This is a genomic window from Candidatus Thermoplasmatota archaeon (assembly GCA_035541015.1).
In the GTDB taxonomy this organism is placed as follows: domain Archaea; phylum Thermoplasmatota; class SW-10-69-26; order JACQPN01; family JAIVGT01; genus DATLFM01.
On sequence record DATLFM010000008.1, the window covers coordinates 1 to 16,885 of the forward strand.

General features: G+C 71.1%; 17 protein-coding genes. 7 read left to right on the plus strand and 10 right to left on the minus strand.

The annotated features are described in order from the left end of the window. From VM681_00490 to VM681_00510, 5 genes are all read right to left on the minus strand, one after another. Window positions 1-233, minus strand: a 233-nt coding sequence (locus VM681_00490; protein ID HVL86473.1) for a hypothetical protein, incomplete at its 3' end; no start/stop codon positions are given. Continuing rightward, window positions 230-1,366, minus strand: coding sequence for a CorA family divalent cation transporter (locus tag VM681_00495; protein ID HVL86474.1), 1,137 nt, complete (start codon window positions 1,364-1,366; stop codon window positions 230-232). The genes VM681_00495 and VM681_00490, both read right to left, overlap by 4 nt. 57 nt (window positions 1,367-1,423) lie before the next feature. Continuing rightward, window positions 1,424-1,945, minus strand: coding sequence for a nicotinamide-nucleotide adenylyltransferase (locus VM681_00500; protein ID HVL86475.1), 522 nt, complete (start codon window positions 1,943-1,945; stop codon window positions 1,424-1,426). 142 nt (window positions 1,946-2,087) lie between these two features. Continuing rightward, complete coding sequence (locus tag VM681_00505; GenBank protein ID HVL86476.1) at window positions 2,088-2,810, minus strand: hypothetical protein; 723 nt, start codon at window positions 2,808-2,810, stop codon at window positions 2,088-2,090. Between the two features lie 12 nt (window positions 2,811-2,822). Further along, entirely contained in the window at window positions 2,823-3,596 is a 774-nt protein-coding gene (locus VM681_00510; protein ID HVL86477.1) for a hypothetical protein, read from the minus strand. Window positions 3,597-3,712: 116 nt separating this feature from the next. Between VM681_00510 and VM681_00515 the strand changes: the two genes are divergently transcribed. The 3 genes from VM681_00515 (at window position 3,713) to VM681_00525 (ending at window position 6,501) form a co-directional block, all read left to right on the plus strand. Then, the gene (locus VM681_00515; GenBank protein ID HVL86478.1) at window positions 3,713-4,057 is read left to right on the plus strand and encodes a hypothetical protein; all 345 of its coding nucleotides are present in this window, start codon (window positions 3,713-3,715) and stop codon (window positions 4,055-4,057) included. Between the two features lie 66 nt (window positions 4,058-4,123). Further along, complete coding sequence (locus VM681_00520) at window positions 4,124-4,621, plus strand: hypothetical protein (protein HVL86479.1); 498 nt, start codon at window positions 4,124-4,126, stop codon at window positions 4,619-4,621. A 149-nt stretch (window positions 4,622-4,770) separates the two neighbouring features. Beyond that, window positions 4,771-6,501: a helix-turn-helix domain-containing protein gene (locus VM681_00525; protein HVL86480.1), complete on the plus strand. Its 1,731-nt coding sequence runs from the start codon at window positions 4,771-4,773 to the stop codon at window positions 6,499-6,501. Here the strand turns inward: VM681_00525 and VM681_00530 are convergent. From VM681_00530 to VM681_00540, 3 genes are all read right to left on the minus strand, one after another. After that, entirely contained in the window at window positions 6,413-6,976 is a 564-nt protein-coding gene (locus VM681_00530; protein ID HVL86481.1) for a DUF1684 domain-containing protein, read from the minus strand. The genes VM681_00525 and VM681_00530 overlap by 89 nt on opposite strands. A 39-nt stretch (window positions 6,977-7,015) precedes the next feature. Then, the gene (locus VM681_00535; GenBank protein ID HVL86482.1) at window positions 7,016-8,437 is read right to left on the minus strand and encodes a S8/S53 family peptidase; all 1,422 of its coding nucleotides are present in this window, start codon (window positions 8,435-8,437) and stop codon (window positions 7,016-7,018) included. A 73-nt stretch (window positions 8,438-8,510) separates the two neighbouring features. After that, window positions 8,511-11,234, minus strand: coding sequence for a hypothetical protein (locus VM681_00540; protein ID HVL86483.1), 2,724 nt, complete (start codon window positions 11,232-11,234; stop codon window positions 8,511-8,513). A gap of 138 nt (window positions 11,235-11,372) precedes the next feature. On the opposite strand from VM681_00540, the gene VM681_00545 reads away from it, so the two are divergent. The 3 genes from VM681_00545 (at window position 11,373) to VM681_00555 (ending at window position 14,596) form a co-directional block, all read left to right on the plus strand. Further along, window positions 11,373-11,750, plus strand: coding sequence for a hypothetical protein (locus VM681_00545; protein HVL86484.1), 378 nt, complete (start codon window positions 11,373-11,375; stop codon window positions 11,748-11,750). Between the two features lie 8 nt (window positions 11,751-11,758). After that, on the plus strand, window positions 11,759-12,982 hold the full coding sequence (locus tag VM681_00550; protein HVL86485.1) for a winged helix-turn-helix transcriptional regulator: 1,224 nt from the start codon (window positions 11,759-11,761) through the stop codon (window positions 12,980-12,982). 150 nt (window positions 12,983-13,132) lie between these two features. Next, window positions 13,133-14,596, plus strand: a complete 1,464-nt coding sequence (locus tag VM681_00555; GenBank protein ID HVL86486.1) for a hypothetical protein — start codon at window positions 13,133-13,135, stop codon at window positions 14,594-14,596. 139 nt (window positions 14,597-14,735) lie between these two features. Here the strand turns inward: VM681_00555 and VM681_00560 are convergent, their stop codons facing one another. Next, window positions 14,736-14,996, minus strand: coding sequence for a hypothetical protein (locus VM681_00560; protein ID HVL86487.1), 261 nt, complete (start codon window positions 14,994-14,996; stop codon window positions 14,736-14,738). A gap of 143 nt (window positions 14,997-15,139) precedes the next feature. Then, window positions 15,140-15,523, minus strand: coding sequence for a hypothetical protein (locus VM681_00565; protein HVL86488.1), 384 nt, complete (start codon window positions 15,521-15,523; stop codon window positions 15,140-15,142). A gap of 464 nt (window positions 15,524-15,987) precedes the next feature. On the opposite strand from VM681_00565, the gene VM681_00570 reads away from it, so the two are divergent. Next, a complete protein-coding gene (locus tag VM681_00570) occupies window positions 15,988-16,836 on the plus strand; it encodes a winged helix-turn-helix transcriptional regulator (GenBank protein HVL86489.1) in 849 nt (282 codons plus the stop codon). The last annotated feature ends 49 nt before the right edge of the window (window positions 16,837-16,885 follow it).

Sequence of the window (16,885 nt, forward strand, 5' to 3'; positions counted from 1 at the left end):
AGCGAGAACACGAGGATCGCGACGAGCGCGGCAACGACGCCGGCCACGGCGCCGCGAAGCGCCCCGCCGCGCACGACGATGCCGCAGGCAAGGCCGGCGAGGAACGACCCGAGGATCGCGCCGAGGATGGGGATCGGAAGCAGCAGGAGCAGGAAGAAGAGCGCAAGCGTGGCGCCAAGCGCGCAGGCCGTCGCAAACGAGCCTTCCGGGCGGTCCATGGCTTCGTGCCTCATTCGACGTCCGGGATCCAGCCGCGGCGCCGGACCCAGTACCACGCGACGCCCGTCGACACGACCGTGCTTGCCAGCATGAGGCCCCAGTACGCGTCGTTGCCGTAGGGCCAGCCGCCGGGCATGGCGCCGATGGCCGTCGCAAGCGTGTTGGGCACGAGCACGGCCGTGCCAAGGAGCGTGAGCACCCCCACGAAGAGGGCAAGCTTGTTGTTGAGCTTCTGCAATTGGTTGTTGTAGATCGACTGGAGGACCTCGAGGCCCGAAGCGAGCACCTCGCTCATGTGCTCGGAGAGCGAGATCTGGCGCGTGATGTCGTCGGCAAGGATGCCCACGCGCCCGAGGATCTGGTCGTCGTCGCTGATGAGCTCCGCGTCCCCGTAGCGCAGGTTCTGGATCACGTCGAGGCTTGCCCACAGCGTGTCGAGGTACGCGATGAGCGCGCTTTTCATCTCGTACACCTGGCGGCCGAGGTCGGACGCCTTGCCCTCGGGGTTGAGGAGGAAGGCGGCCAGGCGCTCGCCGGCGTCCTCGAGCGTGCGCAGGCCGTCGAAGTTGCGGTCGTTGTTCTCGTTGAGGATGCGGATGAGAAGGAGCGTGAGCTTGTCCTGCATGGGCGCGTCGTGCGGGATCTTGCGCATGAAGGTGTCCGCGTAGCGCGCGAACTTGGCCATGCGCACCACCTTGCCGCGCTCGTGGACCGTGAGCACGAGGCCCTTGCGGACGAAGACGAGGAGCGGAAACACCTCCACCTGCATGCCGCGCACGCGCACGACCGGCAAACGCAGGCCAAGCTCGCTGTCGAGGTCCTCGTAGGCGGAGGGGCCCGCGCGGCATAGCAGGCTCACAAGCGAGCTTGAGAACCCAAGCAGCGAGGCCACGAACTCGCCGTCGCCGGCAAGCTCGTCCACGCCGAAGTTCACCCAGCTCACGTTCGCCTTTGCGATCGTGGTCAGGAAGTCCGCGGGCGTCTGCGCGGTGAGGCGGACGGCCTTTCCGGTGTGGAGGATGGAGACGCAGATGCCCGGCGGAAGATCGGCCGCCGAGGAGGACTTGGCCTCGCCTTGGCCCGGCGCGCCCGATTCCGGCGGAAGCGCGGGGAGGGAGCCCTGCGGCGTGGCGTCCGCGCCCGACATGCGGCTTGGATTCGACAAAGCCCTATATGTACGGTCCGGAAGCGGCGCGCCGCCGGCTCATTCGTCCGTGACCGCAAGCTCGCGGATCCGGTCGAGGCCGCGGACCTCCTCGACGACGGCGACGACCTCCTTGGGCACAAGCTCGCGCCACGGGCCGCCGCCGAGCATGCGCTCGCGCACGAGCGTCCCGCTGTACCGGGCTCGCTCGTAGAAAGGCGCCTCCTGCACCTGGTACCCCGCCTCCGCGAACAGGCGGCGGGGCAGCGCGTTGTTCGAGAAGAACACCTCAAAGGGCGGCACGAGCGCGGCCACGTGCGACACCCACAGCGCGTTGCGCCCCACGTCCACGATCGGGACGACGACGTAATTCCGGATGCCCGCCGCGTCGAGGCTCGCCTGGATCATGAGGTGGCGCTCGCCGGCCGTGAACGGGTTGTCGGGCGTGTGGCTCTCCTGCGCCGAGCCGATGCCCACGATGACGACCTCGAAGTCGCTTGCGATGGCGCGGACGACCTCGAGGTGCCCCAGGTGGAAGGGCTGGAAGCGCCCGATGAAGAGCGCGCGGCGGCGCGAGACCATCGCAGCGCAACCGCGGACACGACGGAAGAACCTTGCGGGCCAGCCGCCGCGCGGAAGGCTGAAACGAGACGAGCTAGGCCTGGAGGGTGCCGCGCTTCCCGAGGCGGCCGCAGCCGCCGAGGGAAAAGCGGAACGCGACAAGCTACGCTTGGAGCGTTCCGCGCTTTCCGCACGAGGGGCACACGACGGGGGCGGGAAGCGACGCGTACCGCGCGAGGAAACGCCGGCCGCAGCCCGGGCAGTCGAGGGCCCGCTCCAAGTAGGCCGGTTCGGGCAGTCGCGGACGCGCGGCGGCCGGAAGCGGGGGCGCAGCCGAGGCGTGCGGCAACGGCGCCTGCGCCCACGGCGGAGGCGGCGACGGGGCGGGCATTTGCGCGTACGGCGCGCCGGCGACGGGCGGGGCCTGCGGTGCGCCAGGCGGCGGAGACCATGGCGCGTAGGCGGGTTGCGTCTCCGGCTGCGAGGGCTTGGCCGGAGAGCGGAGAAACGTGCCGGTGACGGCGCCGGCGAAGCTTGCCATCATGAGCGAGAGGCCAAACACGAGAAGGAAGCTCGGATCGATGCCCGTGCTCGGGAAGACGAGTCGGCGAAGCCCCAGGCCGGCGGCGTCGAAGCTCGAGACGAAGACGGTGAGAAGGCCAAAGGAAAGGAGCCCCGCGGTGAAGCCGTTGCGGAATCCTGCCTCGAGGCCGCCGCGCGCGATCGCGCCGGCCAGGCCCCCGCCCACCGCAAGGGCCAGGATGACGTGCACGCCGTTGGGGTCGCGCGTGGCCGTCGCGAGGAAAAGCGCTCCGACGGTTCCCGCGGCCGCGCCCGCGAGCACGCCGAAGGTCGCTTGCCGGGAGGAAACGGACGGCGTGGCCATCGTCGCACCCGTTCAGCCAAAGACGCTGTGCAGCGCGAAGTCGCCCTCGACATCGTAGTCGACCGAGAACGCAAGGGCGCCCTCGTTGGCCCAAAGCAGCGACGCGCCGCCGTCGTCCTCCGACGTGAAGCTGCCCGCGTACTCGGCGTAGCGGCCCTCGTGGAAGTTCACGGTCTGCCCGTTGCGGTGCACGTGCACGTTGAAGTAGGCCTGCGAACCGTCCGAGGTCTTCCACGCGAAGTCGAACGACCGGCCCGCTTGCATCTCGAGGTTGACCTCGGCAAAAAGGCCCGGCCGCACCGGAAGGGAGCCCGCAAGCCAGTTCGTCGCGACGTCGCCCACGCCCACGCGGGCCTGGAGACGGTAGGCCTCCTGCACCGCGCGCTCCGTGCGGACAAGCAGCGTCCAGGACCCCGGCGCCGGGTCGAGCACGCGGACGTGCGCGCCCGTGGGGCCAAGCGGCGCGCTTGCGCTCGTGGACGCGCCGGCGGGGTCGACGAGCACAAGAGCAAGGCGCGCGACCGGGAGGTTCCACGCAAGGTTCACGACGAGGCTTGTGGCGCCGGGCGGGACCTCGATCGCGTGCGCGCTCTCCCCCGGCGCGGCGGGGAGGCCGGAGACGACCCCCGTGAAGTTGTGGCGCGCGACGGCGCGGGGGACCTCGACTTGCGTTTCGCCGGGCGGCTCCCGCGCGTCGGCTCCCTGGGAGGGCGGCGGGGTCGTTTCCAGGCAGCCTGCAACAAGGAGCGTCGCCAAGGCAAGGGCCGCGACGGCGTGAGGTCGCATCGGAGCCGGCGAGCGCGCAGGGCAAAGAAGAACCTTCCGAGGGGGGCCGCAAGGGTAGAGGGGCGTAGGGGTCCCGACCCACGCTTCATACCCGGGGACGAACAAAAGGGAGGGCGATGCGTTGGGCTGACCTCACACTCGTCGCCTCCCCCGAGCAGGTGCAGAACTGCCTGCAGTCCCTGCTCGCCGAGGAAGGATTCACCGTCGAGTGGAACGGGACGCGGGCGTCGGTCCGTCGAATCGACGACGGCCAAGGGTGGGGCCTCGGGTTCTCCACGCCCGGCTTTGAGCTCTCGATCCACACGAGCCCCGGCATGTTCACGGTCGTGCGGATGGCGCCGGTGCAAAGCCCGCTGCCCATCCTCGGACGCGCCGCGCCGCCGCCGCGCCAGATCCTCGACGCGCTTGCCATGCGCTTGGCCGTGCAGGGCATCCTTCGCGGCGTCACGTTTCGGCCTTAAGGCTTCCCCTTTTCCCAATTTTCGAAATGCACGCCGCACTTCACGCCGTCCCCGCATCGAGGCTCGATGGCAAACGCCGCGCCGCTTCGAACGGTCGCCGAGAAGAGCGAGCGCTGGTCCCAGACGTGGACGAACGAGCGCCCCGCCGCGCCCGACCCGCTGCTGCCGCTGTTCCTCGACGCAATCGCGCAGACCGTGCAGCGCTACTTCAGCGAGGCGGCCGTCGAAGGCGCGCTCCGTTCCATCGGCTACCGCATGCTCGCGCAGCTCGAGAGCGAGGGCGTGGCCGCGCGGGGAACGTGGCGCGAGTCCCTCTGCGCCGTCGTGGACGCGCTCGCCTGCCGCGGCGCGGCGCGCGAGGTGACGCTGCGGCTCTTCGACGACGGCTTCGAGCTTCGCGCCGCCGACCTTTCCACGCCGGTCCCCTCGGCCTCGGGCGCCAAACTGTCGCCCCTGTGCGCGCTGCCGCTTGCCGCCGTGAGCCGCGCCGGCGGGACGATCGGCGAGGTCCACTGCGCCCTCGACGCGGGGGGCGTTTTCATTCTACGTGCGGCCGTGTCCTAGATTACTGCGCAGTTGCGCAGTAAAATCGAACAGGTCTTCGGGAAAACCTAGAAGTACCCCCGGCCGCACGCTCGCGGGGCAAACGTCCGTCCAGCGATCGGGCGAGAAGCTTGACGCCGGTCGACGGAAGCGGCTGCATCGGGAGAGGCATGAGCGCGAAACGTCGAGCCGGGGGCACGATTCTCCTCGTCGGCATCCTCCTTTCCGCGCCCCCCGTCCAAGCCTACGCCACGACCGGCGTGGACGAGGAAGGCGCGCGCGCAAGCGTGGTGGTGAACGAGCACCTCGCCGCGCAAAGCCCCCTTCCCCTTGACCTCCAATGGGACTCGCGGGACTACGTCGCGCCCGTCGACGCGCCCTCTGTCTCCACGGCGACCGTGTCCGAGCCGGTGCAGGCGCTCCTGCCGCGGACCATCACGACGCCGGCGCTCGACCCGCTCCTCGAACGGCTGCCGGACCGCGTGACCGTCGCGCCCGACCTCGCGCACGCGCGAGCCGCCTACGCGTCCGCCTCGACCGTCGCGACGGGCGCGATGCGCACGCTGGCCGACGCGTTCGAGAACAAGGGGACGCGCGCCGTCGAGGACACGTACCGAATGATCTACCACTACTGCGACGTGGACGACACGTTCTGCCCACGCCCCCAGGGCGGAGACGCCAACTTCGGCGGGTGCAAGCAGCAATCCGACCTCTACTGGCGCTGCGAGCGCTCGTGCGAGCTTGAGGAAGGCACCCGATCCCTCGAAGGGTGCACGGGCTCGCTTGGCGGCGTCCCGAGCAAGAACGGAGGGCTTCCATTCCTCGCCTTCGTGGGGGGCGTCCTTGGAAGCGCGATGCGCGCGTTCAAGCCCACGCTTCTCTCGGCCGCCGGGTCGCTCGATTCCCTCGGACGCCTGCTCGAACGCGACCTTCCCCGGCACACGCAACGCGTGCCGACGGCCGACGCGCCGCAGGCGACCGTCGAGTCGCCCCTGCCGGACGAGGCGCCCTCGGCCGCCGTCGCCGCGCCCGCAACGCTTCCGGGCTTGCAAGTGCGCGCGCGCGTGGAGCGCCTCTCCTTCGAGCACCGGGGGCCCGGAGGCGACGCCTCCTCCGGCCCCGCGCCGGAACGCGAGCGCGCCGGGGGCAATGCGCGCGCGATCCACGACGCCGCAAACGCGGCGTCCTCCGACGCGCGCGCGGCCGCCGCAACCGCCGCGCATGGAAGCGGCGTGCCTTCCTTGGCCGTGGGTCCCTCTTCGCCGGCAGGCGCGGAGGTCGCGTTGGCCCGCGGCGGCGCGGCGCGCCAGGCGCCCGCGCCCGCGGGCCTGCTTTGGCTTGCCGCCGGCGCGCTTGCCGTGGCGCTGCTTGCGGGCCTGCACCGGCTCCGCTCGCAGCAGGAGCTTCTGGACCAGACGGTCCGAAGCCGCATGCTCGAAGCCTTGGCCGATCCGCGCGGGCGCACGGCCGGCGAGCTTGCAGCCGTGACCGGCGTGTGCCGCACGACGGCGCGGTACCATCTGCGCCTCCTGCGCGCGCAGGGCATCGTCGCCGTGCAGCGCGTGGGCAAGCGCGTCGTGTTCGTGGCGCCGGGGGGCTCCTCCCCCGACGACGTCCGCGCCGCGCGCGCGCTGTCCAACGACGCGGCGCGCCGCGTGCTTTCGATCCTCGCCCGCAATCCTTCGGCTTCGCTGCGGCACGTGGCGGCCCAGTGCGGCCTTGCGCCCTCGGGCGCGCACTGGCACGTCCGGGAGCTCGAGCGGCACGGCCTCCTCGCGCGTCGGCGCGAGGGTCGCGGCGCGACCTACCTTCTCAGCGAGGCGGCGTGGCGCCACGTGGATCCGGCAGCCGCTCTCCGGCCCTCACCGCGATCGGAAGCCGGTTCTCCGGCGGCGGAATGACGCACGACCACGAATCGTCGTAGACGCAGTACGGGTGGTAGGCCTCGTTGAAGTCGATCGAAAGCGTCGGGCCGGACGGGACGTCCGGGTCGAGGTAGCGGCCGCCTCCGTAGCTCTCCTTGCCGCTTGTCGCGTCCTGGAAGGGAACAAAGAGGTACGGCTCGTCGCTCTGGCCTTCCTCGGGCACGAACCCCGCAAGCGACAGCGCGCGGCCGCGAAGCTCGAAACGCAGCACGCACGCGCGCTCGTAGTCGCGAACGTCCCCGCCGCTTGCAACGACGCGGACCCGCTGCGGCGACGGGAGGCGCTCGACGCGCGCGGTCACGCGGTACGCCTCGTCGATCGGGAAGTAGGCGAGGCCGCGAAAGGCCGCGCGCGCGTGCGGCGGGACGGGCGAGTCCGGGTCGTTCCGGAAGCGATCGTCCTTCGCCGCGCGCGCGGCTTCCATCGAAGCGCGGTAGGCCGCAGCGTCCACGGGAGCCCAAGCGCATCGTTTGCACTTAGGCGTGCCGCCCTAGGGCCGCCAGCACAGCTTGGGGTCGTCGGGGTCGCCGCAGCACTCCCACAGCGGGGACGGGACGTCGCACGGGTGGAGGCCCGGTCGCGGGACGTCGCGCTTCCACACGGCGTCGCGGATCGCAAGGCTCGCGCCGCGGAAGGCGTCCTCGGCCACGCGGTCGGGCGAAGCGTCGAGCCCAAGGAGCACTCGCCACGCGCGGTCGCCGCTTGCGCCGTTCACGATGCCGTAGCCCTCGAAGAGGAAGTCGAGGGGCGTGGGCGGCTGCGTGCCGTCGGGTTCGACGGGCACCGTGCCGCCGGGCCACGGCGGCAGCGCCACGCCCGTGGCCCCCACGGGCGATTGGCAGGCCCACGAGCCCGCGTAGCCGTTGCCGTCCCGCAACGCAAGGCGCATGCATTCGTAGAAGTCGCGCGCGAGGGGCACGTCGCGGCCTTGGGAGTCGGCAGGCGTGTGCGCGGCGGTCCGAAGCAGGGCCGCGGCAAGCTCGTCGCGCGTAAGAGCACCGTCGGCAAGGGGGCCGCTTCCCGCGGGCGCGCCCTGCGCAAGGATCGCGCCCTTGGGGCCCTCGGAGGTGTCTCCGACGGCCGCGCGGGCGGAGGCGACAAGACGCCCGGCCTGGCCGGAGACGACCGGCGCGGCGTAGCTCGTGCCGCCCCCTCGGGGGCTTGGCGCGGCGACGTCGACGGGGATGCTGTGCCAATAGTAGTCGCGCTGGGTGTCGTCGTTCACGGCGCCCACCGCGATCACCCAGGACGGCCCCGAGAACGGGCTCGTGTAGGTGAGCGAGCGGTCCGGCAGGAGGGCCGTGTTCGTGACGCCGTTTCCGGCGGCCACGACGACGATCTTGCCTCGCGCGGTCGCCTCGCGCGTGAGCGAGTCCATGCCGGGGACGGGCGCGTTGGCGATGGTCCCCCAGGAGATCGAGATGACGTCGATCCAAGGCTGCTCGAGGGCCCACGCGACGCCCTGGGTCGGCGAGGACACCTCGACGTGGACGATGAGCACATTGGGCGACTGGGCGGCGGCGATGGCCGACACGCCGCTTCCGTGGCCGCAGTCGTCCCACACGGGCGTCTGCGCCGAGTTCGCGCACGAAAGCGCGCTCGTGTGCTCGCCAAGGCTGATGGCGCCCACGACGCGCGTGCCCGGAACGTAGTAGAGCTGGTTTCGGACGGCGCCCGTGGCAAGCTTGTCGAGCGGCAGCGCGGACGACGGGTAGCCCGTGACGTACGTGGACGGATGCGCGTTGAGCGTGGTGTCGTTGTAGACGGCGAGGTTGGGGCGGATGCCCGTGTCCACGATGGCCACCACCGAGAAGGATCGGGACGACGGCGTCGAACCCGAACCCTCGACGGGCAGCACGGCGGCTCCATTGGCAAGCACGACGGCAAACACGAGGCACGCAGCAAGGCGCATGACGCGCCGACCGGCGAGCCGCGGCTTGAGCGTTGACCCCGCTTGCCGAACGCGAACACGGCTTCGCGAGAGCCTAGACCGGGTGCGACTGCAGGACGGTGACCCGCTTGCTCATGTAGGGCACGAGCACGAGCATGCAAAGGTGACGCACCAGGATGCACACGCTCACGAAATCGAGCACGTCGCAAACGAGGCTCACCACGCGGTAGAGCCGTCCGCCCACGTGCGTGTAGCTGTTGACGACCGCGCACGTGATCTCGGCGCGCGAGTTGGTGCTCTCCGCGGCCGACGGCGTTGCGAATTCGCGCGGGGCCCACCCCTCGTCGGGTACGAACCCTTCCGGATCGTCGGGATCGAAGGGGAGGCTCGCGGCGCTTGACGCCACGACTTCGACGTCGTCGACAAACCAGCCCTCGTGCTGCGTGGCCCGCGTGACGGAATCGAACTGGAAGACGATCTGGATCGTGGAGCCGGCGTAGTGCGAGAGGTCCTTGACGCGCGCGTTCCACTGCTTCTGGGGCCCGGTTTCCTCGTGAAGCGGCGCCGGCAGGAACGCGCCGTCCACGACAAGCCACACGCGCTTCACGTCCACGGGCGGCCGTCCTTCGGGCGACTCGCGCGTGTAGTGCCAGCTTTGCCACCGCAGGAGAAGCGGCGCCTCCAGGGGAAGCCTCCAGGGTTCGAGGAAGAACCATCCGGACTCGACCCACGTGTTGTCTGCGTACGGCCCGCCGACGGAACCCGGACACGAGCCCCAATGCGCCTGGTTGAAAGCGAGGCTTCGTTCCGACTTGTGGGCCCGGCAGTCGGTCACGTGCCACTGCGCGCCGCCGAAGTGTCCAGGCTCGCGGGATTCGAAGTCCTCGCGGTGGAGGACGGGCGCGGCCGTCCACAGAAACGCGGTCGCGTCGGCGTGCGGCAGGTCCACGCGCGCGCCGGTCGCCCACGGCGTCGGGCCGTGGAGGCGCGTGCAATCGGAAACGTCGATCGCGGCCCGCTCGTCGTTCGAGCACGATCCGGAGGCGTCGCGGAAACGATCGTAGCCTCCGGCGTCGACGAGAAGACCGGAGGCGTATCCCTCCGCCGCGCCGTTTGCCAACGCCCCGGGCGCGCCGTACTCGTCGTCGCCTGCGAGGTCCAGGAGAAGCCCGCGTCCAAGCCCGATTCCCGCCCCGTTGGCTCCCTCGCCGTGCGTGTCCTGGCTCACGCCGTAGGCGTCGTTGCCCGCGAGGTCGAAAAGGGCTCCCGATCCGGCTGCGGAGCCGCCGCCGTTTGCGCCCTGGCCGTCGTGGAGACGGTCGTGGACGACGTACGCGTCGTTGCCCGCAGCGTCCCACAGGTTGCCCATTGCGCCCTCGCCGTTGGCGCCTCCGTTTGTCCCAAGGGCCCCCGCGAGGTAATGGTCGTCGCCGGCAAGGTCCAGCAGGAAGCCCCCGCCGCCGTATTGACCTCCTCCGTTGGCGCCCCCGCGCAGGGACGTGTAACTGTCGGACCCCGCCGCGTCCACGAGAAGCCCAACGCCGCCGCGGAAGGCGCCTCCGTTGGCGCCTCCGGCTCGCGCGTACCAGTCGTCGCGCGGGTCGGAAGCGTACTGCATGGCGTAGGTCGTAAGCGAGGTTTGGTACACGTCGTTGCCGCCGCGGTCGAGCAGGAATCCGGAGGCAAGATCGCTGCCGCCGCCGTTTGCGCCGTAGCCTCCCGCGTCGTACGTGTCGTGCCCCCCCGAGTCCCAAAGGAATCCTGCGCCAAGCTCGTGTGCGCCGCCGTTGACGCCGCCGCTGAGCGGCTGCATCGTCCCGTCGTAGAAATAGTAATATCCGTCGAGCGGACGGTAGCGGTCGTTTCCTCCAAGGTCAAGGAGGGCCCCGGCAAACGTGTAGCACGTGCCGTAGTTCCATGACGGCGCACACATCTGGCGAGTCCCGCCCGTGAACCCGTGGTAGACGTCGTTTCCGCCCGCGTCCACGAGGAGGTACGGCACGAGCTCGTAGCCGTAGTCGTTGTCGCAGGAGGCGAGGTCGATCCAGACCGGCCACCGCTCCAGGGGGAGTCCCGCGGCGCCCGGCGCCGCGGGGCACGAGTGACCCGAGAGCGCGACGGAGAGAGCCTCGCGCACCTCGACGTCCTGCAACGCCCGCTCCAACGCGAGGACCGCGCCCGCCAGCCGCGCCTGAGCCTCCACGACCGGAATCAATCGGGCCCTCTGCGCAGGGTCGGGCGTGCCCTCGGGCGCAAGCGCCCGGTCGCTCTCCGCGAACATGGCGCGCGCGGCGGCGTGCATGTCATGGAAGGAGTTCACGACGCCAAGCAGCTTCCCTACAAGTGGCCTGGGCAGCGCGTCCAGAAAGCGAAGGTAGGAACGGTACGCGTCGTCGCAGGAGCGTCCATCCTGATCGAGGAAGGCGCACGAGGCCTGCTCGAGGCTCGCGTAATCGGCGGCAGCCTGGAGCGGCGGAAGGACGACGTCCCCGGCGAGGCTGCGCAAGAGCTCGGCCACGTCGGCCAAGCGGGCCTGGGCGAGGAGAACGTCGGCGTCCACCGACGGCGCGCCGCTTCGGAGAAGGTCGTAGACGCGCGGGCTGCGGGAGCGAAGCTCGGCAAGCGCCACGTCCAACGCGCAGGACGGCCCCGCGTGGGGGTCGCAGGACGGGATGCGACCTTCGGCCTTGCCCGCCGCCGGCACGGCCTCTGCGCCTCCCGAGGTCCGATGCAGGATCGGCTCGAGCGCGTGGGCGGCCGGGGACGCGAACATCAGCGAGCTGACGACTGCAAACGCGAGGAACGTTCGGACCCGCATGCGCTCCCTTCCGGAGGCGTTGCCAAAGCTTGTGACCCCGCTTCCCGAACGCCTGTTCGGGCAGCGGACAACAACGTTAAGATACTACGCGCGGGCACGAAGGGGGCGGGAGAGGTCACTTTGGGCAAGAAGCGTTCCATGTCGGGGCAACTTGCGCGGTGCGGCACGGCCGCGGCGCTTGCCGTCGGAATGATCGTCGTCGCCATCCCGTCGCCGGCGCAGGCGATGGGCGGCCAGGGACCCATTATGATGAACTGCCAGGGCTTCGACAACGCGACGCGGGACGCCTTCCTGCTCGCGTGCTGCCAAGTTCCCGAAATGAGCATGATCAGCAACGAGCCCGAGTGCCGGGGCAAGGCGCACGTGGGGCAGTGCAAGGTGTACGTCGTCGTTTCCAACGGCTTCCTCTGCGTGGACGTTCGCTACAGCGGCGTCAATCCGTTCGGCGGGCCCGTGTGCGCGCGCGGCGACTGCTACGACGATCGCAGCGACTGCGAGTCCCAGGCGCCCTACTGAGGAACCCCATGCGACACGCGAGGCTTCTGCGATCGGGCGCCCTTCTGGGGGCCGCCACGCTTGCGCTCCTGGCGCTGGCGGTCACCGCCGCCGCTGGCCCTTGCGACGATCTGCGCGTGAAGGTCGGCTCGCTTGCGTACGTGGACCGCTCGCAGGACTGCCACGCCGCCGTCGACGCGGTCCGCAATCCGCCCATCCCCCCCGCGCCCGACGCGCCCGAACGCGATCTCCCGGTCGGCGAGCCGGAGAACCCGGGCCTGGAGGACGCGGGCGTGGAGGACAAGCTTCCGACCGTCGAGGAAGAGGATCCGCCCGTCTCGGCGCCCGGCGCCGGCGCCGGCGTCGCCCTCTTCCCGGAGGGTTTGCCCGAAGCTTCCGACCCCACCGGGGACCCGCTTGCGCTCGCTTGCGTCTGGGTCGTGCGGGAGGAGGAATCCGAAGCGCACTGCCAGGAGGCGCGCCTACCCGAGCCCCCGGAGGCCCCCAGCGCATGGGCGCCCCTTGAGTCCGCCGATCCGTTCGCCGGTCCCCAAGCCGCCGACGAGTCCGACGCCGCCCCTGAGCCCGAGGCGTCTTCCGCGTCGGCTGCCGCCTTCGAGGCGTCCGCCTTGGCACCGGCCGGCCACGCGCCCGCTCGCGAGCTCTCCGTCGCCGTGACGCCGTCCCGACCCGCGCGGGACGAGACCCCGGTCGACCAGCCCCATTCGCTGCCGTTGGCCGTCGCGACCGCCCTCTCGCTGCTCGCCGTCGGCGTTGGCCTGTATCACCGGCTCCGCCGCGCGCCCATCCTCAGCGCGACCCGCGCGCAAATCTTGGACATCGTGCGGGCCCGCCCCGGTCTTACGCTCACGGAGCTGGGCCGGCGCACGGGCGTCACCCGGCGCACGGCCGCCTACCACGCGCGCGTGCTGGCCGCCGAAGGCGCCGTCGTGCTGGAAGGCTTCGGCAACCAGACGCTCGTGTACGCAAACGGCGCCGTGCCTTGCGACCTTCGCCGTCCCGCCGCCGTGCTCCAGGACGACCGCCCGCGCCGGTTCCTCGAGGCCCTGCTGCGAAAGCCCACCGCCTCGCTGCGGGAGGTCGCCCGCGAGGCGAACCTTCCCGTCGCCACGGCGCACGGATGCGCCGCGCGGCTCGAGCGCGAGGGCCTCCTCGAGACGCGGCGCGGGGCGGCGACCCGCTTTGAGCTTTCGCAGCGGGCGCGGTCGCTTCTGGGGCAAGCATCGACGTAGGAACGAGGACGGGGGGCCGTGGGCCCCGCCAAGCGCCGTCCACAGGCCCCTCCACCCGGCGTGGATACGACCTCGCGAAACCGGGGGCGCGTGGACGACGACTGTTGGGAAAGTTTCTTGCTCTACAAGAGGCCCTGCGGAGAGGCTCCCATGGTCCGCGCCCTCGTCCTCGCTTGCGTGCTTGCCGCTTCCGCGCTTGGCGGTTGCCTGGGCTCGATCGAGGAGCCGTTGGCCCCCTCGCACGACGCTCCCGTCGCGGCGCCGCCTGCGCGCACGCACGTGCTCGAGGGCGCCGTCGAGCCGGCGGAGTTCCTCGCGCCGACCTTCCGACTCCTTGGCAGCGTCGCCCGCGGCGGCGCCGTGCTCGCGTTGGGGGAGCCAAGCGTCTGGGCGCACCTCGACGGCACGTTGTACGTGACGTTCCCCGGGTGCGAGGATCCCCTGTGGGCCGCCCGCTTCTTCGCCGGTTGCGAGCACGGCCCCGTGTACCGAAGCGACGACGGCGGCGAACGCTTCGTGCGCCTGAATTCCGCGCCCGGCGGGCGCCTTACGGCGGATTCGCCCGCGGCAAATGGGGACGCGGACGTCGCCGTGGACGCGGCGGGAACCGTCTACGCGAGCAATCTTGGAGCGCGCGGGATCCAGGTGTTCCGCTCGGACGACCGCGGCCAGACGTGGAGCTATCTTGGCAACGCGACGCCCGCACGCCACTGGGCCGACCGCCAGTGGATGGCCGCCGGTGCCCCCGGGCACCTCATCGTGGCATGGATGGGTGGAGCGCAAAGCAGCCATCGGGCGGTCGCCGTGAACACCACCTTCGACGGCGGCGAGAGCTGGACGGGCACGACCTATCTTGGCGACCGGATCGGTTGGCTGGGAAGCGTGCAGTTCGACCCGTCCGGCACGAAAGCGTTCGTTCCCTTCACGGAAGGCCTGGACGCCGACCTCACGCGCTTGGCAGGCCAGCGGGACATGAGCCTTCGGGTCGCGCGCACGCTCGACGGCGGGCGCTCGTGGGACGTCGTGGACACGGGAGTCGTCGTCCGCACGACGGCGACGGGCCTCCACTGGTCGGGCGTGCACATGGCCCCCTCACTTGACGTCACGGGCGACGGCACGATCGTGCTGGCCTGGTCGCAGGACGAGCCCGACCCGACGGGCGCCACAAGCGTGGGCGCCAAGGTGCGGTACGTCACGAGCCGCGACGATGGCGTCAACTGGAGCCCACCTGCGGTCGCAAGCGACCGCGCGTCGGCGATCATGCCCTGGGTGACCGGCGGTGCCGGCGATCGCTTCGCCATCGTCTACTACGTCACCGACTCGCCGCTTGACACCGACTACGGCGGCACGGTCTGGGACGTCGTCGCCACCTACGTGGACGGCGCGTCCATGCACCACGCGATCGTGGAGGCCGCGGTGCACGTCGGCGGCATCTGCTCGCGCGGAGGCCTTTGCCTCCTCACGGCTTCCGACCGCTCGCTTCTCGACTTCTTCGAAGCCGACCTTCTGCCCGACGGGCGCCTGTTTGTGACCTACGCGAAGGACACGCAGAAGCTCATCGAGATCCGCGTGGCCGTGCAGGACGGCGGCACGGGCCTCTTGGCGCGTCCCTAGGCGGGCCGCGCGGAAGGCCCAAATGCCTTCGGGACTCGCGCGCGAGCCTTGCGACAAGCATCGGCGCAGGAGAAGGAGACGGCGGGCCGGGGAAAGAGGGCGCGGGGGTTGGGGCCCGCCGTAGATTGCGAAGTCGGCGCTAGCGCGCAAGATGCAGCTGGTTTGCGTCGTAGTGGCACGTGCCCAGCACGGCAACCGAGCAGATTTCGCAGCGCTCGACGCCCTTGCCCGTCTTGGGGTCGGGTGTCGTCGTGCACTGGTGCTCGCAGTTTTGGGCTACGGTCGCGCTCGAGCACTTGTCGGCCGACGCCGGGACGGCGAAGGTCACGGCCGAGAGGGCAAGCGCCAGCGCGACAAGCGCGACGCGCCCGCCGAAGGTGCGTTTTGGTGTGGAGGTCATGGTTTCTCTCCGGCACCCGGTTCGGGGCGCCGGGGGGTCGTTTGCGCGGGAGGCTTTCTCTCTTGACCCCGCTTGCCGAACGCCGGCCGCGGAGGGTTCTCACCTCCGCGCCACGCCCTAGGTCGTTTGTGTCGTCCGCCCCGTCATTGGAGCCAGGAAGCGCAGAGATCGTAGTTCGGCCACGAGCCGACGCACACGGCGCGGCCTCGCTCGGGGTCCTGGACGACGCACCAAGCGCTCTCGGGCCCTTCGAAATGCGCGCACGCGCCCGCGCCGCCCCACAGTTTGATCTCAAGCAGGCACGACTCTCTCACCCACGGCCGGTCGTTGTTGACGCACACGCCCACGCAGGAATCAGGCCCACCGAGGGCGTCGGAGCAAACCTGGACCTCGTGGTAGGAAGCGGCCGGGTGGGACCCTGCCAGAAGTAGAACCAGAAGCGCGATCGTCGACGCGAGCACCAAGCGCCCGCGCCAAAGGCGGGCGTGGGCGTGCGCAGGCTTGCCGAACCGGAAACTTGTGGGCATGCGACCCGGCGGGGCGCCCGCGCAGAAAAGCCTTCTCTGCACTGGCCGGACGGCCCCGGTGCGGGGCATGACACGACCTCGCGACAAGGATTAAGCCCGCCGGCGGACACCCCAAGGACGTGGGGAGAGGCGGGGCGCGGGCAGCGCGCTGGGTGCTGACGGCCGCGACGCTTGCAGCGCTCGCCAGCCCCTGCGCGGCCTGGGCACAGTTGCACCGGGAAACGAACGAGGCAGGCCACTCGCAGGCGACCGCAAGCACGCAAGGGATCGACGCGCAAATCGGCGCGGATCAAATCGAAATTCACCACAAGGCGCGAGTCGCCAACGCGGTTCCGCCGGCAAGCGTTTCTAGGCTTGAAGCGGAGGCCGACACGCGATCCCTCGATCTCCCGGTTGTCCGCATCCCCTTGCCGCCGGCGCCTGCCGTGGCTTGTCCGCACGCTTGGGAACCGGCGATTCAGGAGTTGTCGTGGGTTTGCCCCGTCGACCTTGGGCTTGGTTCGGAGTTCCAAGGGAGCCCTCCGCGGATCGCCGTGCGGTTGCAGGCCCAAGGCGTCGCCGTGGGCTCTCCGCCGCGCGGCCTCGTCGATCCGGCGCGTACCGCCCCGGAGGCCCCCGCCACGATGGCGGACGCGTCGGCGCAGCCGCCCGTCGCATGGCAGGCCCTCGTCGATGCGCTTGCGACAAGCCGCGCCGCCGCGTCGGCCCCGTCGCAACCGACCGAAGACCCCGCCCTCGCGCCGCGCGCGCCAAGCCCACCGTTCCAGGAGCGGGGCGCGTGGCGGGATCCGTCCCCGCCCTCGCCCGGCCTGTGGACGGTCGGGATGGCCGCGACGCTTGCGCTCGCGCTTGCGGGCCTCTACCAGCGCATCCGCTCGCACGACCTCCTGGAGGGCAGCGCGACGCGGCGGGCGATCTTCGAGGCTGTGGGCCGGCGCCCCGGCGTCACGCTTTCCGCGCTGGCGCGCGAGGCGGGCGTCACCCGCGCGACTGTGACCTACCACGTGCATCGCATGGCTTCCGAGGGCTTGGTCGGAATCGAAGTCTTTGGCAACCGCACGCTCGTGTGGCAAGCCGGCGCCGAGCCTGCGCTCCGACGCCGCGCGGCCGCCATCCTGCGCGAGGAGGCGCCCCGACGCGTGCTTGCGATCCTCTCGGTCCGCCCGGACGCCTCGCTTCGGTCCGTGGCGCAGGAAGCGGGCATGCCGCTTTCCACCGTGCATGGATGCGTTTGGCGCCTCCGGCGGGAAGGCTTGCTCACGGGAGGTCCCGCCGACGGCCTCGCCCCAAGCGGCAGCGCTTCCAGACGGTGACGGCAGCGTCCCCGTTCCCGTCGGAACTCCCTCCGCGCTTCAGGACTCC

Excerpts from the sequence above, each read along its gene's own strand:
- VM681_00495 (HVL86474.1), bottom strand. The coding sequence starts at position 1,366 with ATGTCGGGCGCGGACGCCACGCCGCAGGGCTCCCTCCCCGCGCTTCCG.
- VM681_00500 (HVL86475.1), bottom strand. The coding sequence starts at position 1,945 with ATGGTCTCGCGCCGCCGCGCGCTCTTCATCGGGCGCTTCCAGCCCTTC.
- VM681_00505 (HVL86476.1), bottom strand. The coding sequence starts at position 2,810 with ATGGCCACGCCGTCCGTTTCCTCCCGGCAAGCGACCTTCGGCGTGCTC.
- VM681_00510 (HVL86477.1), bottom strand. The coding sequence starts at position 3,596 with ATGCGACCTCACGCCGTCGCGGCCCTTGCCTTGGCGACGCTCCTTGTT.
- VM681_00515 (HVL86478.1), top strand. The coding sequence starts at position 3,713 with ATGCGTTGGGCTGACCTCACACTCGTCGCCTCCCCCGAGCAGGTGCAG.
- VM681_00520 (HVL86479.1), top strand. The coding sequence starts at position 4,124 with ATGGCAAACGCCGCGCCGCTTCGAACGGTCGCCGAGAAGAGCGAGCGC.
- VM681_00525 (HVL86480.1), top strand. The coding sequence starts at position 4,771 with ATGAGCGCGAAACGTCGAGCCGGGGGCACGATTCTCCTCGTCGGCATC.
- VM681_00535 (HVL86482.1), bottom strand. The coding sequence starts at position 8,437 with ATGCGCCTTGCTGCGTGCCTCGTGTTTGCCGTCGTGCTTGCCAATGGA.
- VM681_00540 (HVL86483.1), bottom strand. The coding sequence starts at position 11,234 with ATGCGGGTCCGAACGTTCCTCGCGTTTGCAGTCGTCAGCTCGCTGATG.
- VM681_00545 (HVL86484.1), top strand. The coding sequence starts at position 11,373 with ATGTCGGGGCAACTTGCGCGGTGCGGCACGGCCGCGGCGCTTGCCGTC.
- VM681_00550 (HVL86485.1), top strand. The coding sequence starts at position 11,759 with ATGCGACACGCGAGGCTTCTGCGATCGGGCGCCCTTCTGGGGGCCGCC.
- VM681_00555 (HVL86486.1), top strand. The coding sequence starts at position 13,133 with ATGGTCCGCGCCCTCGTCCTCGCTTGCGTGCTTGCCGCTTCCGCGCTT.
- VM681_00560 (HVL86487.1), bottom strand. The coding sequence starts at position 14,996 with ATGACCTCCACACCAAAACGCACCTTCGGCGGGCGCGTCGCGCTTGTC.
- VM681_00565 (HVL86488.1), bottom strand. The coding sequence starts at position 15,523 with ATGCCCACAAGTTTCCGGTTCGGCAAGCCTGCGCACGCCCACGCCCGC.